The following is a 21,461-nucleotide window of genomic DNA, read 5'->3' as shown; positions in this document are numbered from 1 at the left end:
GCTTTACGGTGACCACGCTCCCGGCAGGGTCGCCGGATTCCAGCACAACAATCGGGGCGAGGACGACAAATGTCGCGGCATTTCCTGTTCATGTGCCACCCGGATCACGGGCACGTCATCCCGAACCTCGCGGTGGTCACCGAACTGGCCGCGCGCGGGCACCGGGTCACCTACCTGACCGCACCGAGCATGGCGGACATCGCCGCCGAGGCCGGCGCCACCGTCGTGACCTACCCGTCCCGGTACCGCGACGCCGATTTCGCCCGCGTGGCGAACGATCCCGGCTACCTGATGGGCGTGCTGCTCGACGAGAGCGAGGCCATGCTCGCCACCGCGACCGCCGAACTCGACGGCGACCGGCCGGACTGCCTGGTCTACGACACCTCGGTGCTCTACGCGGCCCGCGTGCTGGCCCGGCACTGGGACATTCCCGCCACGCAGGTCATCCCGGTGTTCGCCTCCAACGAGCACTTCTCCTTCCTCAACGCCATGTACAACCCCGACTCCGACGCCGCCGAGCGACCGGCCGCGGAACGGCCGAAGGAGATGCCGGAGTGGGTCGGCGCCACGATGGGGCGCATCGGCGCGCTGTGCGCCCGGTACGGGGTGGCCGCGGCGCCGCACGAGGTGTGGTTCGAGGTGCCGCCGCTGAGCCTGGTCACCGTCCCACGCGAGTTCCAGTACGCGGGCGAGACCTTCGACGAGCGGTTCGCGTTCGTCGGGCCGTGCGTCGGCGACCGAAGCTTCCTCGGGGCGTGGACGCCGCCCGCCGACGACCTGCCCGTGGTGCTGGTGTCGCTCGGCGCGGTGTTCAACGAGGACGAGGGCTTCTTCCGCACGTGCGTCGAAGCGTTCCGCGGCAGGCCGTGGCACGCGGTGATGACCACCGGCGGCGGGGTGGACCGCGCCTCGCTCGGCGACCTGCCGCCCAACGTCGAGGTGCACGACTTCGTTCCGCACGTGGCGGTGCTGGAGCACGCGTCCCTGTGCGTCACCCACGCCGGCATGGGCACCGTGATGGAGGCACTGCGCTCGGGCACGCCGATGGTGTGCGTGCCCGGTTCCGCGCTCGACCGGCCCACAGGGTGGCGGGTCCGCGAGCTCGGCCTCGGCACCGTGCTCTCCCCCGCCGACCTCACGCCCGCGACGCTGGTCGACGCGGTCACGTCGGTGCTCGGCGACCAGGACATCGCAGCCCGGTCGGACCTCATGCGCAAGGCCGTCGCGGAAGCGGGCGGGGCGGCGCGCGCCGCCGACGAGGTCGAGAAGCACCTGGCGCGGTCGCGTTGACCCCCGCCCCGGCCGAGTTCGGCGTGCTGGGACCGATCCGGTTCCTGCGCGACGGCGTCGAGGGACGGGTGGGCGGTCCCCGCGAGCGCGCGGTGCTGGCGCGCCTGGTGTTCGACGCCGGCCGCGTGGTCAGCGTGGACCGGCTCATCGAGGCGGTGTGGCACGGCGACCCGCCGGCCAGTGCGCGCGGTCAGGTCGCGATCTGCGTGTCCCGGCTGCGGCGGGCGCTCGGCGAGGCGGGCCGGGCCATCGACACCGCGAGCCCCGGCTACGTGGCGCGGCTGGACGAGGACGCCGTGGACTGGTTGCGGTTCAACGGACTCGTCGCCCGAGCCCGGCCGCGCGCGGCGAGTGGTGACCTGGCGGGCGCGGCGGCGCTGCTGCGCGAGGCGCTCGGGTTGTGGCGCGGGGTGCCGTTCGAGGACCTGCCCGGTCTGCGCGCGGAGGCGGTGTCGCTGCAGTCGGCGCGGCTGGACGCGGTGGAGGCGTGCGCCGAGCTGGAGCTGCGGCTCGGGCTGCACCACCGGGTCGGCAAGGACCTGGCCTCGGTGGTGGCGGAACACCCGCTGCGCGAACGGGCGCGGGCACAGCTGATGCTGGCCCAGTACCGGTCGGGCCGGCGGGCCGACGCGCTGCGCACCTACCAGGACGCCCGGCGGGTGCTGGTCGACCAGATCGGCCTGGAGCCCGGCCCGGAGCTGCGGGACCTGCACGAGCAGGTGCTGCGCGACGCTCCCGCGCTGCTCGCGCCGGTCCGCGTCGAGGTGCAGGCGGTCGCGCCGTCCCAGCTGCCGCGTCAGGTCCTGCCGTTCGCCGGTCGGCCGGGCGAGCTGACCGAGCTGGACGCCGCCCTCGCCGCGGGTCCCGACGTGCCCGGTGTGGCCGTGGTGTCGGGTCCGGCCGAGGTGGGCAAGACCGCGCTGGCGCTGCGCTGGGCGCACCAACGCCTGGACCGGTTCCCGGACGGGCAGCTGCACTCCGACCTGGTCGACGACTTCGGCCGCCCGGTACCGCCGGCCGTGGTGCTGGACCGGTTCCTGCGGGCGCTCGGCGTGCCAGCCGCGTCCATTCCGGACGATCCGGGTGAGAAGGTCGCGCTGTACCGCAGCACGGTGTCGCACAAGCGGGTGCTGGTGGTGCTGGACGGTGCGGTGGACCACGCCCAGGTGCGGCCGTTGCTGCCGAACGGCACGCACACCAGGGTCATCGTCACCAGCAGGCTCCCGATGGACGAGCTGGTCGCCCGCCAGGGCGCGCACCGGGCGTTCCTCGAACCGCTGACGGCCGAGGAGTCGTGGCAGCTGCTGACCATGCTGCTCGGGCACGACTGGGTGGCCGAGGAACGCGGTGAGGCGAACAGGATCGTCGGCTCGGCCGACGGCTTCCCGCTGCCGCTGCGCCGCGCGGCGGCGGGGGTGCGGGCGGCACCGCACCGCCAGGACCGCCGACGGCTGGCCGGCGTCCCTGCTTGAGCGGTGCCGGCGGTTCGGAGCGACGCAGGCGGTTCGGAGCGACGCCCGCAGGACGCGCGGCACCCGCAGTTCGGGCGGTGCGAGTCGCGGCGGGCAGCGTGAGCCTCTTGCCTGCTGCGACATGTGCGTGTCGCAGCAGGCCTGCCCATCTCGTGTCAGCGTCGCGCGAGAACCGCGTCGACCGCCGCCGACAGCGCGTCCGCGGACGCGGCAGCCGTGCTGCGCCAGGCCACGTGACCGTCCGGCCGCACCAGCACCGCGCCCACCGCACCCACGCCGTAGACCGAGGCCCACTCCGGCGACACCACCGCGGTCGAGCCGTCGGACGACACCTCGACCGCCGTGATCGCCACGCCGGTCCGGGAGCCGACCTCCTTCGCCGCCTGCGCCCAGCCGCTGCCCGCCGGGGTGAGCAGGATGAGCCCCGCACCGAACAGGTCCAATGTGGACAACGTCTCCGCACCCCGGGTCAGTGGCACGTGCGGCGCGCGGTGGCCTGGTCGCGCGGTCGCCACGTACGTCCGGTAGGGGTCCTCGACCGCCGGTGCGCCGGTGCCGTCCGGCACGACGGCGGCGGAGTCGTAGTGGAAGCCGAGGACCAGGCCCTCGCAGCTGCGCCGGCCCGCTTGCTGCGCGATGGCCTCCTTCATGGACAGCTTGCCCTCCATCATCTGGAACGTGATGAAGGCGTTGGCCAGGCTCTCGCCGACGGTGCGCTCGCCGATCGGGTGGCGCTCGGCGTCGTAGGTGTCGAGCAGGGCCTCGCCGGCCGTGCCCGACAGCACCGCCGCGAGCTTCCACACCAGGTTGTGCGCGTCCTGAATGCCGCAGTTCATCCCGAAACCGCCCTGCGGCGTCGACACGTGCGCCGAGTCGCCCGCCAGGAACACCCGGCCCTCGCGGAAGCGCGTCGCGGTCACCGCCTGCTGCAGCCACGGCATCACGCCGACCAGTTCGACGTCCAGGTCCGACACGCCGACGGCCTCACGCACCACCCGCACGCAGAACTCGGGCGTGAAGTCGGCCTCGCTGCCGCCCTCTGCCGGGTCGTAGCCGGTCTGGATGATCCAGCGCCGCTGGTTGTCCACCGCCTCGACCGCGCACGGGATGGCGCTGCGGAGGAAGTACAGCGCGCACATCCGGTCGGTCAGCAGCGGCACCAGGTCGGCGTCGAACATGATGCTGATCATGTGCCCGAGCGGGGGCGGTCCTTCGACGCCGATGCCGAGCCGGTCGCGCACGGTGCTGCGCCCGCCGTCCGCGGCGATGGCGTAGCGGGCGCGCACGGTGGCGCGGCCCGAGGCGGACTCGATCACACCGTCCACACCGGACTCGTCCTGCTCCAGGGACGTGAGGGTCGTGGAGAACCGGACGTCCGAACCGGGCGAGCTCTCGGCCAGACCTCGCAGCACCACCTCGAACTTGTCCTGCGCGCAGATGTAGGTGTACGTGGGACTGTGCGGCGCGTCCTGCGCGACCGGGGCGACCTCGCGGTGGAAGTCGTCCGCGGTCAGCGAAGAGCCGACGCCAACGGCCAGGCTGTCCTCGCGCGGCAGGCCCACGCGCTCGACCTCCTCGGCCACTCCCCACGCCCGCACCAGTTCCATCGTGCGGGTGGACACCAGGCGCGCCTTGGGGAAGATCGACGTCCCGGCATGTCGCTCCACCAGCAGCGACGTCAACCCGTTGCGGGAGCACTCGATCGACGCGGCGAGGCCGACCGGGCCACCACCCACGATGAGGACGTCGACCTCGAAGTCAGCCATGAGCAGGAGCCTGCGACACCGCCGCGAGGACGTCAAGGAGGCGGATATCGAACTGATAGAGCACTGAAGTCGCAGGTCAGTAGCGTTGCGCCGAACGACGGCGGGCCCAGTGGGCAAGCCTGGGACAACGGGGGAGGCACCATGTTCGCCGAAGGATCGGTCGCCGTGGTCACCGGCGGGTCGCGCGGTATCGGGCGGGCTGTCGTGGTCGACCTGGCGGCCCACGGCGTGCACGTGGTCGTCAACTACTCGCGCTCGGAGGAGCAGGCCAAGGAACTGGTCGCGCAGGTCGAGCAGAACGGCGGCAGCGCGAGCGCGGTGCGGGCCGACGTGACCGACGAGGACGCGGTGCGCGAACTGTTCCGCTCCGTGCGCTCCGAGCACGGCAGGCTCGACGTGCTGGTCACCAGCGCGGGCGTGACGCGGGACCGGCACCTGGTCGCGATGAGCAGCGACCTGTTCCGCGAGACCATGGACATCAACCTGCACGGCACGTTCCTGGCCTGCCGCGAGGCGATGCGCATCATGCAGCACCAGCGGCGCGGCGCGATCGTGACCCTCAGCTCCGCGAGCGGCCTGGACGGCGGCTTCCCCGGCCAGACGAACTACGTCGCGTCCAAGGGCGCGATCATCGCGTTCACCAAGGCGTTGTCCTACGAGGCCGCTCCGCACGGCGTGCGCGTCAACGTGGTGGCGCCGGGGTTCGTCGAGACCGACATGACCAAGGTCATCCCCGCGAAGCTGCGCGACGGCTACTCCTCGCGCATCCGGCTCGGCCGCATGGGCCGGCCGGAGGAGATCGCGAACCTGGTCACGTTCCTGGCCTCCGACAAGGCCTCCTACATCACCAGCGAGACGTTCGTCGCCAACGGCGGCGGGCTCGGCTGATCCCCACCAGGAAGAAACAGCGAGCCGCAGTACACAGTGGACGGAAGGACTAGCGTGACCCTCGACGAACTGCGCGCCACCGCGGCCGCCCGGCACGACACGTGCGCCCAGATCAAGAAGATGATCGTCTCGCGGCTCGACCTGCCGATCGAGCCCGCGTGGATCACCGACGACCAGCCGCTGTTCGGCCGCGGCCTGGAGCTCGACAGCCTCGACGTGCTCGAGCTGTACGTGGCGATCGAGGCCGAGTTCGGCGTCGCCCTCTACGACAGCGACATGTCGGTGTTCGGCTCCGTGTCGCGCCTGGCCGACCACGTGAACCCGGCCCTGGCCGAGCAGGCGCCGACCGGGTCGGCATGACGGCGACCCGGGAGCCCGTGCGGACGGGGACGTCGCTCACCAACGACCAGCTCCGCGAGATCCTGCCGCACCGGTGGCCCTTCCTGCTGATCGACCGGGTCGACAAGGTCTCCCCCGGCGCCGCGGTCGGGATCAAGAACGTCGCGGCCACGGAGATGTGGTTCCAGGGGCACTTCCCGAGCGCGGCCGTGCTTCCGGGCGTGATCGTCGTCGAGGCGATGGCCCAGCTGGCCGGCGTGGTGGTCGCGCTCGCCGGCGCGGGACCGATCGGCTACCTGGCGGGCGTGCGGTCGATGCGGTTCCGACGCCCCGTCGTCCCAGGGGACCAGCTCCTGCTCACCGCCGACCGCACGGCGGGAGGCCGGGGCTTCAGCGAGTTCAAGGTGAGCGCCAGGGTCGACGGCCAGATCGCCGCCGAGGGCACCATCACCATCGCCGACCCGGCAGCCACCAGCCCTACCGGAAAGGTTTGACACGCCAATGGAATCCCTGACGTCGCCGGTGAAGGCCGCGCACCCCGAGGGCGCCGCGTACGGCACCGTCCTGGACGCCGAGGTCGCTCTCCGGTTCAGCACGCTCGACGCCGAGTACGAGGCGATCCGGGAACGGGCCGCCCTGCTGGACCTGTCCGGCGAGCGGATCATCGAGCTCTCCGGCGGCAACGCCGTCGACTTCGCGCAGAAGGTGCTGGCGCGCGACGTCGAGTACCTGACCGCCGAGCGCTGCATGACGAGCCTGGTGCTCGCGCAGGACGGCACCGTCGTGGACCAGGTCGTGGTGTGGGGCCGGGAGGACGGCCTGCTGCTGGAGTCCTCCGCCGGCGCGGGCACCCGGCTGCTGGAGCACCTGCGCGCCCACGCCGAGGACGGCGTGGAGATCACCGACCGCACCGAGGAGTACGCGCTCTTCGGCCTGGAGGGCCCGTACGCGTGGGGCGTGGTCGGCCGCCTGATCGACGGCGAGCTGGCCGCGCTGCCGTTCGAGTCCGTTGTGGACAGCCAGTGGGACGGCGTCGACATCCTCTTCGCCCGCACCGGTGTGACGGGCGAGTACGGGTACAAGGTGCTGGTACCGCGCGAGTCCGCCGAGCGGCTGTGGACCAAGGCCCTCGAGCACGCCGTGCCCGCCGGCCAGGAGGCCGTGGAGCTGGCCATGCTGGAGGTCCGGCAGCCGGTCGTGCGCCACGAGGCCGGCGAGGGCGTCGACGTGCTGGAGATGGGCGCGGGCTGGCTCGTGGACATCACCAAGGACGAGTTCCTCGGACGGGACGCTGTCGTGGCCGCCTTCGAGGGCGCTGCGGAGCGCCGCACCGTCGGCTTCTCCGGCGGCGCCGAGGTGCCCGCGCCGGGCACGCCGGTCACCGTGGGCGGGGAGCAGATCGGCGAGGTCGTCCACGCCGTGCACAGCATCGGGCTGAAGTCCGCCCTGGGCCTGCTGCGGCTGCCGCCGGACCTGGCCGCCGCCGGGCTCAGGCTCACCGTCGGCGACACCGAGGTCGTCACGCTGACCAGCCCGTACGTCACGCCCAAGAGCTGGAGCACCCCGATCATCTGATCTGGTCCCCCGGGCCGTCGCCCGGGGTTCGCGAGGAGGAGCAAGCATGGCGCTGCGGCCAGTGGTCATCACCGGAGTCGGGGTGATCTGCGCGGCGGGACGCGACCCGGAGGAGTTCTGGGCGCGACTCACCGCGGGCGCGGGCGGCATCACCGCCGTGGAGGACGAACGGTTCGCCGCGTTCGAGGCCAGGTTCGCGGGCCAGGTGCCCGACGAGTGGATCGACGCGCAGCTGCCGGCCGAGGACACCGGGCTGGACCGCACGGCCCGCCTCGCCCTCGTCGCCGCCCGGCAGGCGGTCACCTGGGCAGGGCTGGGCGCGGACCTGCCCGGGGACAGGTTCGGGCTGGTGCTCGGCAAGTGCCAGGCCACCCCGACCGCGGCGGGCGGCTACCAGCCCATGCACGCCACCGGTGACGTCGTCGCCGGCAAGCTCGGCATGACCGGCCCGCGCATCCTGGTCTCGACCGCGTGCGCGGCGGGCGGCAACGCGGTCGGCCTGGCCAAGGACAAGATCCTCACCGGTGAGGCGGACGTGGTGCTCGCCGGTGGCGTCGACCCGCTGCTGTTCGGCACCTACGCGGGGTTCGCGGGCCTGCACGCCCTCAGCACCCGCCCGTGCGGCCCCTACAGCCGCTCGGACGGCCTGAACCTGGGCGAGGGCGCCGCGTTCCTGGTCGTGGAGGCGCTGGACCACGCGCTGGCCAGGGGCGCGGAGCCGCTGGCCGAGGTCGCGGGCTACGGCCTGTCCGCCGACGCCTACCACGCGACCGCGCCGGACCCGACCGGCCGCGGCGGCATCACGGCCATGCGCCGGGCGCTGGCCGACGCCGGTCTGGACACCGACGCCGTCGACTACGTCAACGGGCACGGCACCGGCACGCCCGCCAACGACTCCATGGAGAAGAAGGTCATGCGCGCCGTGTTCGGCGAGCGCGCGCCCCAGGTGCCGACCAGCAGCATCAAGAGCTTCGTCGGGCACACGCTGGGCGCGGCGGGTGCGGTCGAGGCGGTGGCCAGCGTGCTGGCCCTGCGCACCGCGACCGCGCCGCCCACCATCGGGTTCACCGACGAGGCGATCGCGGAGTCCACTTTGGACTTCGTGCCGAACGCCGCGCGTCCGCTGCCCATGGACGTCGTGGTCTCCAACAACTACGCGTTCGGCGGCAACAACGCCTCGCTCGTGCTGCGCCGCCCCGGCGGCCTCCGCGAGTACGACGACCTGCCCGCCGCCGACGTCGTCCTCACCGGACTCGGACCGGTCACCGGCCTCGGCACCGGCATCGCCGAGGTCGCCGAGGCGGTCGCCAACGGACGCACGGCGGTCGGCACGGAACCGTCGCTGGAGGGCCGCACCTTCGCGCCGCGCTCACTGTGGCGGCACATGAACAACCTGTCCCGCATGGCGATCGCCGCCTCCCGGCTCGCCTGGGAGGACGCCGGGCTGAAGCTGCCCCGCACCGCCCTGGACAACGTGGGCGTCGTCTTCGCCACCGCGGCGGGCTCGGTGGAGAGCACCGGCGGGTTCGACGAGAGCGTGCTGGCCAACCCGAACAAGCCCGCCGTGCTCAGCTTCTCCAACGTGGTGCTCAACGCCACCGGCGGCGCGGTGTGCCAGACCCTGGGCCTGCGCGGCCCGACCACGACGATCTGCAACGGAAACGCGTCGGCGTCCATCGCGCTGGACTGCGCGGTGGAGACCATCCGGGCCGGCAAGGCGGACGTGGTGATCGTGGTCGCCGCCGACGAGGCACCGAGGCCCGGCGACGGCGCGCAGGTGGACCCCTACGACCGGAACTCGGGCGAGGCGCCCGCGTCCGCGTCGGTGGCGCTCGTCGTCGAGTCCGCCGCGCACGCCGCCGCCAGGGGTGCGACGCCGTACGCGCGGGTGATGGGCAGCGCCCACGCGAGCGCGGGAGCGGATGACGAGCGGTCCCTCGTGGAGCGCTCCATCGCCGCACTGCCCACGGAAGGCGTGGACCTGGTGGTCGGTGCCGCCACCGGCGGCCCGACCGACGAGGCGGAGGCGAGCGCGGTTCTCGGTGCCGTCCCGTCCGCCCGGCTCACCGCCACCGCGGGCCTGACCGGTGACGCGGGAGCGGCCACCGGCGCGCTGAACCTGGCACTGGCCGCGCTCGCCCTGCGCGACGGCGTCGCACCGGCCATCACCGGGCTGGACGACCCCCGTGCCGGTGCGGTCGAGTCCTACGTCACCAAGCCCGAGCTGCCGACCACGCCGGCCAAGGCCCTGGTGCTCAGCGCCGCGCCTGGCTCGGTGCGCGGAGGAACCCTGCTGGGTGCCGTATGACCGGTCTGCCCTTCGACGTGCTCGAGACCGACCGGCTGCTCACCACCACCCGGTCGGTGCGCCGCCGGCTCGACCTCGACCGGCCCGTGCCCCGCGCGGTGATCGAGGAGGCGCTGGAGGTCGCCGTGCAGGCACCGACGGCGAACGACCAGCAGAACTGGCGCTGGGTCGTGCTCACCGAGCAGGCGGTGAAGGACCGGCTGGCGGAACTGTTCGACATCTCCTGGCAGTTCCACCAGAAGGAGGTGTGGACGCGCTCCGGGCGCCGTCGCAACACCCCTCAGGCCAGGAAGAACAACGACTCCGCCGCCGCCCTGGCCGAGACCATCGCCAGGGTGCCCGCGCTGGTGATCCCGTGCGTGCTCGGCAGGCCGCCGGACATCGGCGCGATCGACGCCGAGTGGCTCGGCGCCACCGGCACCCGCAACCTCGGCACCTGGCAGGAGGGCGTGCGGATCGGGGCCATGCGCGCCAGCAACTTCTACGGTTCGATCTTCCCCGCGATCTGGTCGTTCCAGCTGGCCCTGCGCAGCCGCGGGCTCGGCAGCACGATCACGTGCATGCACCTGCCGTTCGAGCGGCAGGTGGGTGACCTGCTCGGCATCCCCGCCGGGGTCACCCAGGTCTGCCTGGTGCCGGTCGCCTACACGATCGGCACCGATTTCCGCCCCGCCAAGCGGGTTCCGGCCAAGGAACGCACGTCCTGGGAGAGGTGGCAGGCATGACCGTCGAGCACACCGGAGTCGACGTCGTCGTGGTGGGCGGCGGTATCGCGGGCGCGTCCGCCGCGGCCAACCTCGTGCAGCACGGCCTGTCCGTGGTGCTGCTGGAGAAGCAGGAGACCTACCAGGACATCGTGCGCGGCGAGTGGATCGCGCCGTGGGGCCTGCGCGAGGCGCAGACGCTGGGCGTCGAGGAGGCGTTCGGGCTCGGCGGCGCGTGGGAGATCCGCGAGTGGACGCAGTGGGACGAGACGGTCGACCCGGCCGAGGCGGAGACCGTGGACATGACGCGGTTCGTGCCCGGTGTCGGTGGCCCCATGTCGTTCCCGCACCACGAGGTCTGCGCGCTGATGGCCGAACAGGCCGAGGACGGCGGCGCGAAGGTGGTCATGGGCGCGCAGCGGGTCCAGGTCGCCGCCGGCACCAGCCCGCAGGTCCGCTGGACCCACGCCGGACAGGACCACCTGGCCAGGCCGCGCATCGTCATCGGTGCCACCGGCCGCGGCTGCACGGTCGGCCGCCAGGTCGGCGTGTCCATGGCGACCTCGGTGCACCACTGGGGCGGCGGGCTGCGGGTGAGCGGCCTAGACGACTGGCCGATGGACGTGCAGGCGATGGGCACCGAGGACGAGAAGATGTTCATGGTGTTCCCGCAGGGCGACGGCAACGCCCGGCTCTACATCAACTTCCCCACCGCCAACCGGAAGCTCTACCAGGGCCCGGAGGGCGAGAAGCGGTTCATCGCCGACTTCGAGCTGGCGTCCCTGCCCGACCGCGGCAAGGCCGTGTACGCCGCCGCGAAGTCGATCGGCCCGCTCAAGCTGTGGCCGTCGGTCGCGATGTTCCCAGAGCAGCCGATCGTCCTGGACGGCGTGGTGCTCGTCGGCGACGAGGCGGGCAACGCCGACACCGTGCTCGGCACCGGCCTGTCGTGCAGCCTGCGCGACACCCGCGCCGTGTGCGAGGTGCTGACCGGAGGCGACGACTGGTCGCCCGCCGCGTTCGAGGGGTACCTGGCCGAGCGGAAGTTCCGGATGGACCGGCTGCACTTCGGCGCGGGCATCATCGCCAAGCTGCACTGCGAGTTCGGGCCCGTCGCGGCCGAGCGCCGGCGCCGGGCGCGCGAGCTCATGGCCGACAACTTCGCCGCGTCGGTGACCGGCCTGCTCAACATGGTCCCGCCCGAGGACGTGCCGGAGTTCGGGTTCAGCGAGTTCTTCGCCGAGAGGCTGTTCAGGGAGAGGGCATGAGCGTCAAGGACACCCTGCTGACCGGGTCGGCACACGTCAACGGCATCGACATCGCCTACGTCGACAAGGGCGAGGGCGACCCGGTCGTGCTGCTGCACGGCTTCCCCGACTCGCACTACCTGTGGCGGCACCAGATCGACCCGTTGGTCGAGGCGGGCTTCCGGGTCATCGCGCCCGACCTGCGCGGCTTCGGCGAGTCCGGCAAGCCGCAGGAGGTCGAGGCGTACGACATGCGCACGATCGTCAACGACGTCGTGGCGCTGACACAGCACCTCGGCATCCCCAAGGCGCACATCGTCGGGCACGACTGGGGCGCCGCCATCGCGTGGATGTACGCGTTCCTGATGCCGCGCCGCGTCGACCACCTCGCCGTGCTGTCGGTCGGCCACCCCGGCGTGTTCGGCACGCCGTCGATCGAGCAGCGCAAGGCCAGCTGGTACATGCTCTTCTACCAGTTCCCCGGCGTGAGCGAACAGTTGTTGCGGCGCAACGGGTGGCGGCTGTTCAAGGAGATCATGGGCGGCGAGGGCGACCACCAGCGCTACCCGCGCGAGCTCGCCAAGCCGGGCGCGCTCACCGCGGCGCTGAACTGGTACCGCGCCAACCGCTCCCCCGAGGCCGAACTGCGCGTGGAGGGCAACTTCCCGCCCGTGCTCGCGCCCACCCTCGGCATCTGGTCCACCGGGGACAAGGCGCTGCTCGAAGAGGGCATGACGGGCTCGGTGAAGTTCGTCAAGGGCTCGTGGCGCTACGAGCGCGTCGAGGACGCCAGCCACTGGATCCCGCTGGACCAGCCGGAGATCGTCACCAAGCTGCTGCTGGGTTTCCTCGGCACCGAGAAGGCCGCGGCGGTGCCCACCCGGCGGCGCCGGCTCTGACCGGTGCCCGGCTCGTCGGCAAGGACAGCGCACAGGACGGGAGGTTCGCAGGTGATCGGCTTCGTGTTCCCCGGTCAGGGAACGGTCCGGATCGGCATGGGCGGCTGGCTGCGCCGCGACCCGGTGGGCGCGGCGGTGGTCGCGCGCGCCGACGCGCTGCTGCCCGAACCGGTGTCGGAGCTGTGCGCCCGCGGGCCGCTGGACAGGCTCGTCGACACCCTGCACGCGCAGCCCGCCGTGACGGCGTGCAACCTCGCCGCGCTCGCGGTCCTGCGGGAACGCGGGGTGGAACCGGACGTCGTCGCCGGGCACAGCGTGGGTGAGATCAGCGCGCTGTGCGCGGCGGGCGTGCTGGACGCCGACACCGCGCTGCGCCTGGTCGCCGTCCGCGCCCGGCTGATGGCCGACCTGCCGGACACCGGCGGCATGACGGCCGTGCTGGGGCTGACGCCGCAGCGGGTGGAGGAACTGGCCGCCGAGGCCGCCGGGCCGGGTGAGCCGCTGGTCGTCGGCCTGGAGAACGCGCCGGACCACACCGTGGTCTCCGGCGCGACCGCCGCCGTGGACCGGCTCGTCGAGCTGGCCGCAGCGGCCGGCGCCCGCAAGGTGGTGCCGCTCAAGGTGAGCAACGCGTTCCACTCGCCGCTGATGGCGGGAGCGCTGGACGGCTGGGCCGAGGCCGTGCGCGCCACACCGATGCGCTCGCCACGCGTCCCGGTGATCCCGAACGCGACCGGCGAAGCCACCACGGATCTGCCGACGATCGTGGACGCGCTGATCACCCAGCTCACGGAGCGGGTGCGGTGGACGGCGACGATGCACGTGCTCGCCGACGCCGAGACCCTGGTCGAGGTCGGTGACAGCAAGGTGCTCGCCGGACTGCTGCGCGGCGTCGGCTCGAGCTGCGTCAGCATGGCCGACCCGGCCGCGGTGCGCAGGCTGCGCCGCCCGGAGCCCGCGGCATGACGAAGTGGGGCAGCGCCGCGGTCGCCTTCGGCGGGCTGACCGCACCGGGACAGCTGGTCGAGCCGATGCCGCTGGAGGTCGTGTTCACCCGCGCGGAACGGCTGCGGTCCGGCGCGGGCCGCACCCTGCAGCACTGGGCGGGCCGGCTCGCGGCCAAGTACGCCGTGCTGCGCCTGCTGGACGAACCCGCGACCGCGGAACACCTGGGTGCGGTGGAGGTGCTCCCCCTGCCGGCGCCTCTCTGCAGCCGTACGGCGGCTTGCCTGCACGGCCACCCGCCGGGTGTGCGCCTGATCGGCGCGCTGGACGGCCGGGAGGCGGAGGACACCCGCATCCGCGTCTCCGTCAGCCACACCGCCGACCTCGCGTTCGCGGTGGCACTGACCGCGGCCCGGCTGGCCGAGGACCACGAGCTGGAAGCGATGACCGCATGGACCTGATCGAGACCGCCGCGCGGTGGGCCGCGGCCTGGCACGAACGCGACGCCGCCGCCATCGCGGACGCGGTGGCGGAGTTCGCCGACCCGGACACACCGGAACCGGTGGCGGGCGCGGACCTCGTCGCGCACGTCGTGGCCGTGCTGACCCGGTTCCCGGACCTGGAGCTCGACTTCGCGCCCGCCGCCGACGCGGGCGGCACCGCCGTGCTCCCCTGGACCCTGACCGGCGCGCACCGCGCCCCCTACCTCGGGATACCGGGCACGGGCGGCACGGCGAGGGCCGACGGCGTGGACGTGCTGACCGTCGTGGACGGCGAGGTGCGCGTGCGCCGCCACTTCGACCGGGTCGCCCTGGCCTCGTCGCTCGGCCACACCGCACGCTTCCTGCTCAGCCAGGACGAGGTGCAGGAGTACGGCATCAGCGCGCGCACCACGGCGGGCAGGACCGACTACCCGCGGGCGCTCACGTTCACCTACCTGGACTTCCGCGACGACGTCGAGGGCGCGGAGGTCGACCTGCTCAGCACCGAGGTGGTCAAGTCGTTGCGCGCCTCGAAGGGTTTCCTCGGCGTGAGCACGTTCGAGATCGGCACCCGCAAGTACACGGTCAGCGCCTTCGACCGCCCGGAGTCGATCCGCGCCGTGCACGCCCGGCCGCACCAGCGTTCCCTGCGGAAGTTCTTCCGCGGCGGCCTGTGCACCGGGGCCTACACCAGCGTGTGGACGCTGGAGCGGGAGACCCTCCACCTGCGCTGCCCCGAGTGCGACGAGATGGTCGACGCGGCGGCGGGCAGGACCTGCGCGTGCGGTACCACCCCGACCCCCGATCCCCTGTTCTGACGCCCTGTTCTGACGACGCCAGGAGCTGCCCGATGACGGTCTTCACCGCCGACCACCGGCCCGCGGCGGGCGGGCGACCGCTGGTGGCCTTCATGTCCGCCCTCTTCGCGGGCGGCTGGATCTGGGACCACCCGTTCGCCGCCCTCGCCGACGCCGGGTGGCCGGTGCTGCGCACCGAGGAACCCATCTGCGGGGTGGACTCGAAGATCGCGGGGTCCATCGAACGACTCGGCGACGCCCTGATGGAGGCCGCCGACGCGGCCGGTGCGGAGGAGGTCGTGGTCTGCGCGAACTCCTTGGGAGGACTGGTCGCCATCGACCTCGCCGGCCGTTTCCCGGACCGGGTGAGGGCGATCGCGGTCAGCGGCGCACCCGGCCTGAGCGCCGACCCCGACGTGGGCCTGAACATGGACCGGCGCGGCGACGTGCGGCTGCAGGGCGAGCAGTTCCGCGACCGCATGCTGGCCGCCCTCTTCCACGGTGACCCGCTGTTCACCGACGAGCAGGTGGAGTCGACCGCGCAGCTGCTGCGCCAGGGCTCGGCGATGGTCGCGATGGCCCGCAGCATCCGCGCCACCCGGACCTTCCAGGTCGCCCCGGCGATGGACAAGGTCACGTGCCCGTCGCTGTACGTCTGGGGCCGCCACGACCGCATGACGCCGATCGAGCCGTGGCTCGACCTGGTGCCGCAGCACGCGAACACCGAGTTCGTCACCGTCGAGGACTGCGGGCACATCCCGATGATCGAGCGCGGCGAGGTCTACACCGCCGAGCTGCTGCGGTTCCTCGACAGGGTCACCGGGTGACCGCGCCGCCGATGCTGTTCGGGGTGGACGTGGTCGACGTCGCCAGGGTCACCCGCGCCATGTCCTACAGCGGGCCGGCCTACACCCGGCACGTCGTCTCCCCCGGCGAGCGGGACCTGCACGCCGACCCCGGTCTCGCCACCGCGGCCACGGTCGCGGTGAAGGAGTGCCTCGTGAAGGCGGTCGGCGGCCGGCCGCGCGGGTTCTCCTGGCACGACTTCGAGGCGTGCGGCGAGGCGCCGCTGCCCGGTGCGGAGTGGGCGGACCCCCTGCTGGCCGCCGCCGTGCCCGAGGTCGAGGAGGCCACCGGGGTCGCGATGACCGAGCGGTGCGCCTACACCGTGCTCGGTGCCAGCGGTGCGGCCGCCCTGGCACGGCTCACCGGACGATCCGCGGCCCCCGGCGACGGCGAGGCCGTCGTGGGCATGGCCCGCTGGGGCGTTCGTGAAGACCTGATCGTCGCCGTTGCCATACTGATCATCACGCCGAGAGGAGCGCTGCGATGTCCGTGACCGAGGTCAGGACCGAAGTTCGCATTCGACCAGGGGATTCGGTCCAGGAAGCGCTCGAGAACTGCGCACCGGGCGCGGTGCTGCGCCTGGCCGAGGGGACGTACGAGGGCAGCCTGGTGATCGCCCGCCCGGACGTCGTGCTCGTCGGCGCGGGCGCGGGCCGCACGGTGATCGTGCCCGGCGCCGTCGCGCCCAGCACCGTGCCGGCGCTGCACGACGCACCCGCGGACGTGGTCAGCGGCATCACCGTGCACGACGTGTCCGGGGTGACCGTCGAGGGCCTGACCGTGCGCGGGTTCTCCGGCGCGGGCGTCTACGCGCACACCGCCACCGGTCTGCGGCTCGTCGACGTCGAGTCGGCCGGCAACGCGGTGTGGGGCCTGTACGTGCGCGAGTCGGCCGGCGTGGAGGTCCTGCGGTGCCGCGCGGAAGGCAGCCAGTACGGCGGCATCGCGCTGGCGTTCTGCCCGGCCGCCGACGCGCTGATCGCCGACAGTGAGAGCACCGCCAACGCCTTCGGCGTGTTCGTCGACAACTCCAGCCGCGCACGGGTGCAGCGCAACCGCTGCCACGGCAACGCGGCGGGCGTGCTGCTGCTGCACCAGACCTACGAGGGTGAACTGCCCGGCGGCGTCGCCGACGTGCTCGTCGCGGACAACGACATCACCGGAAACACCCTGGCCTCCGGCGGCGACGAACCCGGCGCGCTGGGTTTCGCCGGTCCGCCGATGTCCGGCGTGGGCATCGCCGCCATCGGGGTCCAGCGCGTCTCCGTCGTCGGCAACCGGTTGCACGGCAACGAACCCACCGGTCCGTCGGTCATGGGCGCCGCGCTGGTGCTGGCCTCGTCGGCGGACTGGGGCGGCTCCGACTCGGTCGACAACTCCTTCGAGTGGAACACCATCACCGGCAACGGCCCGTTCGACGTGCAGATCGGCACCGACCCCGGCAACCAGCGCTTCCGCAACAACGTGGTGGGCACCTCCCAGCCGGAGCTGATCGACGGGTGCGGATCTTGATCGAGAGGACGACATGACGCCTGCACTGGTGTGCGAGCACCTGGTCAAGCGCTACGGCGACAAGACCGTGGTGGACCGGGTCGGCTTCCACATCGACGAGGGAGAGGCGTACGGCCTGCTCGGCCCCAACGGGGCCGGCAAGACCACGACCATCTCCATGCTCGTCGGCCTGCTGCGCCCGGACGAGGGAACGGTCCGGGTCGGCGGCATCGACGTAGGCGAGGACCCGGTGGCGGCCAAGCGCCTCATCGGGTACGTCCCGCAGGAGATCGCGCTGTACCCGGAGCTGACCGCCCGGGAGAACCTGCGCTACTTCGGCAGGCTCTACGGCCTGCCGCGGCGTGAGCTGACCTCGCGCATCGGCGAGGTGCTCGACCTGGTCGGCCTGACCGACCGCGGTGACGACAAGGTGGGCACCTACTCCGGCGGTATGAAGCGGCGCACCAACATCGCCGTGGCCCTGCTGCACCGGCCGCGCCTGCTCATCCTCGACGAACCCACGGTCGGCGTGGACCCGCAGAGCCGCGTCGCGATCCTGGACCGGGTCGAGGCGCTGGTCGGCGAGGGCATGAGCCTGCTCTACACCTCCCACTACATGGAGGAGGTGGAGCGGGTGTGCACGCGGGTCGGGATCATCGACCGGGGCCGCGTGGTCGCCGACGGGACCAAGCGCGAACTGGTCGCCGAACTGGGCGGCACGGACCGGGTGGAGCTGACGCTCGACGGCGACGTCACCGCGGCGGCCGAGAAGCTGCGCGCCGTGGAGGGCGTGTCCGAGTCGGTGGTCACCGGGTCGTCGTCGATCCGGCTGCTCGTCGCGGGCGGGCGGCACCTGCTGCCCGCACTGCTGGCCGCCATCGGCGACGCGGGGGCGGTGACCGGCGTCGAGGTCGTCGAACCCGACCTGGAGGCGGCGTTCCTGCACCTCACCGGCAGCACCCTGCGCGACTGACGCGGACCGAAGCTTAGGGATTGGGCGAAAACCTTGGGGAAGAGCACTCTGCGCGCCCTGCTGGTCGTGGGCGGCCACGAGCTGCGGTCGCGGCTGCGGGACGGCACCGCGCCGCTGATCGCGCTCGTCGCGCCGATCCTGCTCGCGACCCTGTTCGGGCTGGCGCTGGGCGGTGACGACGACCCGCCGCTGAAGGCGACCATCGGCGTGGTCGACCTCGACGGCGGCGAGTTCCCGGCCAGCGTGCAGCGCGAAGCGCTGAACACCGACGAGCTCAAGGGCGTGCTGACCTTCCGCCAGTACCCGGACGAGGCCGCGGCGCGCAGCGCGGTCGACGGTGGCGAGTCGGGTGCGGCCCTGGTGTTCCCCGCCGGGTTCAGCGAGGGCGTCGGCGCGGGCCGCGGCGGGCAGGTGTCCGTCCTGGAGTCGCCAGAGTCGCCGCTGGCGGGTGTGGTGGCCCGCAGCATGGTCGACCGGATCTCGGCCCTGGTCCAGGCCAGGACGCTGGCCGTGCGCGCCTCGCTCGAGGCGGGCGTGCCGGCCGACCGCGTGCAGCTGTTCGTCGAGGAGAACGGCGCGGCCGGGCCCGCGCTGTCGCTGGTCGGCGACCCGGTCTCGGGCGGAAAGGTGGACCTCGCCGTGCACTACGGCGCGGGCATGGCGGTGATGTTCGCGTTCTTCGTAGTCGGCACCACGGCCCGCAGCCTGCTCACCGAGCGGCAGAACGGCACGCTCGACCGCATGCGCGCCGCGCCGATCCCCCTGTGGACGGCGCTGGTGGGCAAGAGTGCGGTCGGGTTCGGGCTGGCGCTGCTCAGCATGTGCGCGACCTGGCTGTCGTCCGTGCTGATCTTCGGCGCGAGCTGGGGCGACCCGCTCGGCGTGTTCCCGCTGCTGCTGGCGCACGTGTTCGCGGCGACCGCGATCGTCATGCTGGTGGCCAGCCGCGCGAAGACCGACGCGCAGGCCGACGGCTACACGCTCGGCGTGGCGTTCGTCTTCGCGTTCCTGGGCGGCAGCATCGTGCCCGCCTACAACCTGCCCGAGTGGCTGCGCGGAGTCTCGCTGATCACCCCCAACGGGTGGGTGTCGGCGGGCCTGTCCGAGCTGGCGGGCACCGGTGCCGGCCCGTCCGCCGTCCTCGTGCCCATCGCCGTGGTCACCGGCATCGGCGTCGTCGCGGGCACGGCGGCGCTGCTCGGCTTCCGCAAAGGCAGGTTCGCATGAGGCCCCGCCCGCTCACCGCACTGGTGCTCGCCAATCTGCAGCGCCAACTGCGCGACAAGGTCGGCATGTTCTTCATCGTCGTCATGCCGTTCGTGACGATTCTGTTCGTCGGCATGGCCCTGGGCGGCGACGCGGCCGACGCGAAGCTGCCGGTGGCCGTCGTCGCCGACACCTCCGACCCGGTGTCGGCCGCAGTGGTCGCCGAGCTGGAGTCCGACCAGGCGCTGCAGGTGCGGCGCGCGGAGTCCGCGCAGGAGGTCCGCGACGACGTCCGCCGGGGCGAGCTGGCCGCGGGGTTGATCGTCACACCGGGCGACACCGACCTAGAGCTGGTCATGACCCAGACCAGCGGCAGCGGCATGGCCGCGCGCAGCGAGATCGACGTGGCGGTCGGCAGGGTGGCGGCGGTGCTGGAGGCGACCCGCGCGGCACGGGCGGCGGGCGCGACACCGGAGCAGGCCGAGCAGTACGTCCGCAAGGCGAAGGAGGAGTCGGCCGCGGTCACCGTCGCCTCGACCGGAGGCGGCGAGCCCGCCAAGCCGACCGGCTTCGCCTACACCGCCCCCGCGAACCTGCTGCTCTTCACGTTCGTCAACTCGATGGCCGTGGCCGCCGCGCTGGTCGAGAGCCGCCGCATCGGCATGGTCCGCCGCTCCCTGGCCGCACCCGTGCGGCGCAGCCAGGTGCTGCTGGGCGAGGCATTGAGCCGGTTCGCTGTGGCGCTCGCGCAGTCGTTGCTGATCATCGTGGTGAGCCGGCTCCTGTTCGACGTGCGGTGGGGCGACCCGCTGGGCGTGGGCCTGGTCGTCGCGCTGTTCTGCCTGATCGCCACGGGCGCCGCGATGCTGGTCGGCGCCCTGGTGCGCTCGCCGCAGCAGGCTCCCGCCATCGGTCCCCCGGTCGGCATCGTGCTGGGCATGCTGGGCGGCTGCCTGTGGCCGCGCGAGGTGGCCGGCGAGACGCTGGGCACGATCGGCTACCTGTTCCCGCACTCGTGGGCGATGGACGCGTTGCTCACGCTGTCGCGTCCGTCGGCGGGGCTGGGGTCGGTCCTGGTCGAGACCGGTGTGCTGGCGGGCATGGCGGTGGTGGTGCTGGGCGTCGCGATGGTGGTGTTCCAGCGGCGGGCGCTGGCGACCGTCTGAGGGCCGAAGGACCACTCCACGCGCGTTGTGCCCCCGCGCCAACGATGCCACCGTCCTGCACAGTCGCGCGGTCGAGGAGGACCGTCCTGACCTGTCAGCGCCGCGGGGGTCCGGACGAAGCACGGAGAGTGATGACGGCGTCGGACACGGTGGGGAACAACGGCAACCGCGATCCCATGCCGCTCATCGTCAAGGACCTCGTCACAGCCTTGTGCACCGCGACGATGCCGAAAGGAATACCCTGCTGCCCGGCCGCCTGCTGGACGGAGACGAGCAAGCTGATACCGGCGGAACCGAAGAAGGTCACCGCGTGAAGGTCGAGGACGATGCCACCGGGGCGTTGGTCGAGCACGAGGAGCACGTCAGCGAGCGAGGTCTTCGCCGTCTTCATGTCGAGCTCGCCGGCGAGCTCGACCACCGCGATGCCGTCGTGGTCAGTGGTGCGCAGGGCCGGTTGGTCCGAGGCCTCGTCGAACTCGTGTTCCATTCCCAACTCCCATCAGCCAACCGTGAAAAGCGCCGACACGAGCCGCTGCCCCACCCGGAGAACCAGAAGACGAACCTCTCTGCATGATCAATTGCCTGTCCCTCACGCTATCCCGCCGCAGGGCGGGGGCACAACCAGGCGATCGTGGGGTCACCGGACCGCCCGCTACTCCGCCCAGGACCGTCGTGGACACACCCACCGCTCGAGACGTGAGGCAGTTGAGGTTCACCACCACGCCAACCTCAACCGCGAGGACCACGAGCCCGACATCGAGATCCACGCCCTCGCTTTCAACCGCGCCCAGGCCAGGAGCAAACGCGGCCTGAACGCCTGGATCACCTGGCGCCCCGCTGTGGCGTACCCGCCATCGGCATCGGCACCTTCAACCGGTCCTCGACTTCGTACGGGAGGCACGATCGACAGTGAGACGGTCGCAGTGGCGCAACGACTTACCGGGATGCGGGAACGGTCCCGTGGCCGACAGCTCGTGCCAGTCAACCTGGCGATGCACTTCGGCCGGGACACTGCCTGCCGAGGCTCGAGCCGGACCCTCAGGAAGCGCCGCGGTGGCAAGTGATCG

21 protein-coding genes are annotated in these 21,461 nt (G+C 72.6%); 19 read left to right on the top strand and 2 right to left on the bottom strand.

Annotated features, from left to right (window positions below; genetic code table 11):
• Positions 1-69 precede the first annotated feature (69 nt).
• Together ABZX02_RS02595 and ABZX02_RS02590 are read left to right on the top strand one after the other, a co-directional pair.
• A complete protein-coding gene (locus tag ABZX02_RS02595; RefSeq protein ID WP_355294335.1) occupies positions 70-1,290 on the top strand; it encodes a macrolide family glycosyltransferase in 1,221 nt (406 codons plus the stop codon).
• Between the two features lie 23 nt (positions 1,291-1,313).
• Positions 1,314-2,762, top strand: coding sequence for a BTAD domain-containing putative transcriptional regulator (locus tag ABZX02_RS02590; RefSeq protein ID WP_355294334.1), 1,449 nt, complete (start codon positions 1,314-1,316; stop codon positions 2,760-2,762).
• 155 nt (positions 2,763-2,917) lie between these two features.
• Here the strand turns inward: ABZX02_RS02590 and ABZX02_RS02585 are convergent, their stop codons facing one another.
• Positions 2,918-4,528, bottom strand: a complete 1,611-nt coding sequence (locus tag ABZX02_RS02585) for an FAD-dependent monooxygenase (protein ID WP_355294333.1) — start codon at positions 4,526-4,528, stop codon at positions 2,918-2,920.
• 141 nt (positions 4,529-4,669) lie between these two features.
• Between ABZX02_RS02585 and fabG the strand changes: the two genes are divergently transcribed.
• Genes fabG through ABZX02_RS02500 form a run of 17 tightly spaced genes read left to right on the top strand, consistent with a single transcriptional unit; the run spans position 4,670 to position 20,394 of the window.
• On the top strand, positions 4,670-5,416 hold the full coding sequence (fabG, locus tag ABZX02_RS02580; RefSeq protein ID WP_253325350.1) for a 3-oxoacyl-ACP reductase FabG: 747 nt from the start codon (positions 4,670-4,672) through the stop codon (positions 5,414-5,416).
• Positions 5,417-5,470: 54 nt separating this feature from the next.
• Positions 5,471-5,776 (top strand): phosphopantetheine-binding protein, encoded by a 306-nt coding sequence (locus ABZX02_RS02575; RefSeq protein WP_053732927.1) that lies wholly within the window; start codon positions 5,471-5,473, stop codon positions 5,774-5,776.
• Positions 5,773-6,249, top strand: a complete 477-nt coding sequence (fabZ, locus tag ABZX02_RS02570) for a 3-hydroxyacyl-ACP dehydratase FabZ (RefSeq protein ID WP_355294332.1) — start codon at positions 5,773-5,775, stop codon at positions 6,247-6,249. The genes ABZX02_RS02575 and fabZ overlap by 4 nt, the downstream gene beginning before the upstream one ends.
• 7 nt (positions 6,250-6,256) lie before the next feature.
• The gene (locus ABZX02_RS02565) at positions 6,257-7,330 is read left to right on the top strand and encodes an aminomethyl transferase family protein (RefSeq protein ID WP_355294331.1); all 1,074 of its coding nucleotides are present in this window, start codon (positions 6,257-6,259) and stop codon (positions 7,328-7,330) included.
• A gap of 46 nt (positions 7,331-7,376) precedes the next feature.
• Entirely contained in the window at positions 7,377-9,638 is a 2,262-nt protein-coding gene (locus ABZX02_RS02560) for a beta-ketoacyl-[acyl-carrier-protein] synthase family protein (RefSeq protein ID WP_355294330.1), read from the top strand.
• The gene (locus ABZX02_RS02555) at positions 9,635-10,363 is read left to right on the top strand and encodes a nitroreductase family protein (RefSeq protein ID WP_355294329.1); all 729 of its coding nucleotides are present in this window, start codon (positions 9,635-9,637) and stop codon (positions 10,361-10,363) included. The genes ABZX02_RS02560 and ABZX02_RS02555 overlap by 4 nt, the downstream gene beginning before the upstream one ends.
• Positions 10,360-11,610, top strand: coding sequence for an FAD-dependent oxidoreductase (locus tag ABZX02_RS02550; RefSeq protein WP_355294328.1), 1,251 nt, complete (start codon positions 10,360-10,362; stop codon positions 11,608-11,610). The genes ABZX02_RS02555 and ABZX02_RS02550 overlap by 4 nt, the downstream gene beginning before the upstream one ends.
• Positions 11,607-12,488 (top strand): alpha/beta hydrolase, encoded by an 882-nt coding sequence (locus ABZX02_RS02545; RefSeq protein ID WP_089926939.1) that lies wholly within the window; start codon positions 11,607-11,609, stop codon positions 12,486-12,488. The genes ABZX02_RS02550 and ABZX02_RS02545 overlap by 4 nt, the downstream gene beginning before the upstream one ends.
• A gap of 51 nt (positions 12,489-12,539) precedes the next feature.
• Positions 12,540-13,454 carry an ACP S-malonyltransferase gene (locus ABZX02_RS02540; RefSeq protein ID WP_355294327.1) on the top strand — a complete coding sequence of 305 codons (915 nt, stop codon included), beginning with the start codon at positions 12,540-12,542 and terminating at the stop codon, positions 13,452-13,454.
• Complete coding sequence (locus ABZX02_RS02535) at positions 13,451-13,894, top strand: phosphopantetheinyl transferase (protein WP_355294326.1); 444 nt, start codon at positions 13,451-13,453, stop codon at positions 13,892-13,894. The genes ABZX02_RS02540 and ABZX02_RS02535 overlap by 4 nt, the downstream gene beginning before the upstream one ends.
• Positions 13,885-14,733: an ester cyclase gene (locus ABZX02_RS02530; RefSeq protein ID WP_355294325.1), complete on the top strand. Its 849-nt coding sequence runs from the start codon at positions 13,885-13,887 to the stop codon at positions 14,731-14,733. The genes ABZX02_RS02535 and ABZX02_RS02530 overlap by 10 nt, the downstream gene beginning before the upstream one ends.
• Before the next feature lie 32 nt (positions 14,734-14,765).
• Positions 14,766-15,539, top strand: coding sequence for an alpha/beta hydrolase (locus tag ABZX02_RS02525; RefSeq protein ID WP_355294324.1), 774 nt, complete (start codon positions 14,766-14,768; stop codon positions 15,537-15,539).
• On the top strand, positions 15,536-16,051 hold the full coding sequence (locus tag ABZX02_RS02520) for a phosphopantetheinyl transferase (RefSeq protein WP_355294323.1): 516 nt from the start codon (positions 15,536-15,538) through the stop codon (positions 16,049-16,051). Before ABZX02_RS02525 ends, ABZX02_RS02520 begins: the two co-directional genes overlap by 4 nt.
• Positions 16,042-17,070 carry a right-handed parallel beta-helix repeat-containing protein gene (locus tag ABZX02_RS02515; protein ID WP_355294322.1) on the top strand — a complete coding sequence of 343 codons (1,029 nt, stop codon included), beginning with the start codon at positions 16,042-16,044 and terminating at the stop codon, positions 17,068-17,070. Before ABZX02_RS02520 ends, ABZX02_RS02515 begins: the two co-directional genes overlap by 10 nt.
• A gap of 13 nt (positions 17,071-17,083) precedes the next feature.
• A complete protein-coding gene (locus ABZX02_RS02510) occupies positions 17,084-18,022 on the top strand; it encodes an ABC transporter ATP-binding protein (protein ID WP_355294321.1) in 939 nt (312 codons plus the stop codon).
• A 33-nt stretch (positions 18,023-18,055) separates the two neighbouring features.
• Positions 18,056-19,249 (top strand): ABC transporter permease, encoded by a 1,194-nt coding sequence (locus ABZX02_RS02505; RefSeq protein WP_355294320.1) that lies wholly within the window; start codon positions 18,056-18,058, stop codon positions 19,247-19,249.
• Entirely contained in the window at positions 19,246-20,394 is a 1,149-nt protein-coding gene (locus ABZX02_RS02500) for an ABC transporter permease (RefSeq protein ID WP_355294319.1), read from the top strand. The genes ABZX02_RS02505 and ABZX02_RS02500 overlap by 4 nt, the downstream gene beginning before the upstream one ends.
• Before the next feature lie 94 nt (positions 20,395-20,488).
• Here the strand turns inward: ABZX02_RS02500 and ABZX02_RS02495 are convergent, their stop codons facing one another.
• On the bottom strand, positions 20,489-20,881 hold the full coding sequence (locus tag ABZX02_RS02495; protein WP_355294318.1) for an STAS domain-containing protein: 393 nt from the start codon (positions 20,879-20,881) through the stop codon (positions 20,489-20,491).
• Positions 20,882-21,461 lie beyond the last annotated feature (580 nt).

It is taken from the genome of Lentzea sp. NPDC003310 (assembly GCF_040610935.1).
In the GTDB taxonomy this organism is placed as follows: Bacteria; Actinomycetota; Actinomycetes; order Mycobacteriales; family Pseudonocardiaceae; genus Lentzea.
This window is presented reverse-complemented; position numbering and strand designations above follow the sequence as displayed.

Bases quoted from the DNA above. Each gene is read 5' to 3' on its own strand.
- ABZX02_RS02595 (WP_355294335.1), top strand. From the start codon at position 70: ATGTCGCGGCATTTCCTGTTCATGTGCCACCCGGATCACGGGCACGTC.
- ABZX02_RS02585 (WP_355294333.1), bottom strand. From the start codon at position 4,528: ATGGCTGACTTCGAGGTCGACGTCCTCATCGTGGGTGGTGGCCCGGTC.
- fabG (WP_253325350.1), top strand. From the start codon at position 4,670: ATGTTCGCCGAAGGATCGGTCGCCGTGGTCACCGGCGGGTCGCGCGGT.
- fabZ (WP_355294332.1), top strand. From the start codon at position 5,773: ATGACGGCGACCCGGGAGCCCGTGCGGACGGGGACGTCGCTCACCAAC.
- ABZX02_RS02565 (WP_355294331.1), top strand. From the start codon at position 6,257: ATGGAATCCCTGACGTCGCCGGTGAAGGCCGCGCACCCCGAGGGCGCC.
- ABZX02_RS02560 (WP_355294330.1), top strand. From the start codon at position 7,377: ATGGCGCTGCGGCCAGTGGTCATCACCGGAGTCGGGGTGATCTGCGCG.
- ABZX02_RS02555 (WP_355294329.1), top strand. From the start codon at position 9,635: ATGACCGGTCTGCCCTTCGACGTGCTCGAGACCGACCGGCTGCTCACC.
- ABZX02_RS02550 (WP_355294328.1), top strand. From the start codon at position 10,360: ATGACCGTCGAGCACACCGGAGTCGACGTCGTCGTGGTGGGCGGCGGT.
- ABZX02_RS02545 (WP_089926939.1), top strand. From the start codon at position 11,607: ATGAGCGTCAAGGACACCCTGCTGACCGGGTCGGCACACGTCAACGGC.
- ABZX02_RS02535 (WP_355294326.1), top strand. From the start codon at position 13,451: ATGACGAAGTGGGGCAGCGCCGCGGTCGCCTTCGGCGGGCTGACCGCA.
- ABZX02_RS02530 (WP_355294325.1), top strand. From the start codon at position 13,885: ATGGACCTGATCGAGACCGCCGCGCGGTGGGCCGCGGCCTGGCACGAA.
- ABZX02_RS02525 (WP_355294324.1), top strand. From the start codon at position 14,766: ATGACGGTCTTCACCGCCGACCACCGGCCCGCGGCGGGCGGGCGACCG.
- ABZX02_RS02515 (WP_355294322.1), top strand. From the start codon at position 16,042: ATGTCCGTGACCGAGGTCAGGACCGAAGTTCGCATTCGACCAGGGGAT.
- ABZX02_RS02510 (WP_355294321.1), top strand. From the start codon at position 17,084: ATGACGCCTGCACTGGTGTGCGAGCACCTGGTCAAGCGCTACGGCGAC.
- ABZX02_RS02500 (WP_355294319.1), top strand. From the start codon at position 19,246: ATGAGGCCCCGCCCGCTCACCGCACTGGTGCTCGCCAATCTGCAGCGC.
- ABZX02_RS02495 (WP_355294318.1), bottom strand. From the start codon at position 20,881: ATGGAACACGAGTTCGACGAGGCCTCGGACCAACCGGCCCTGCGCACC.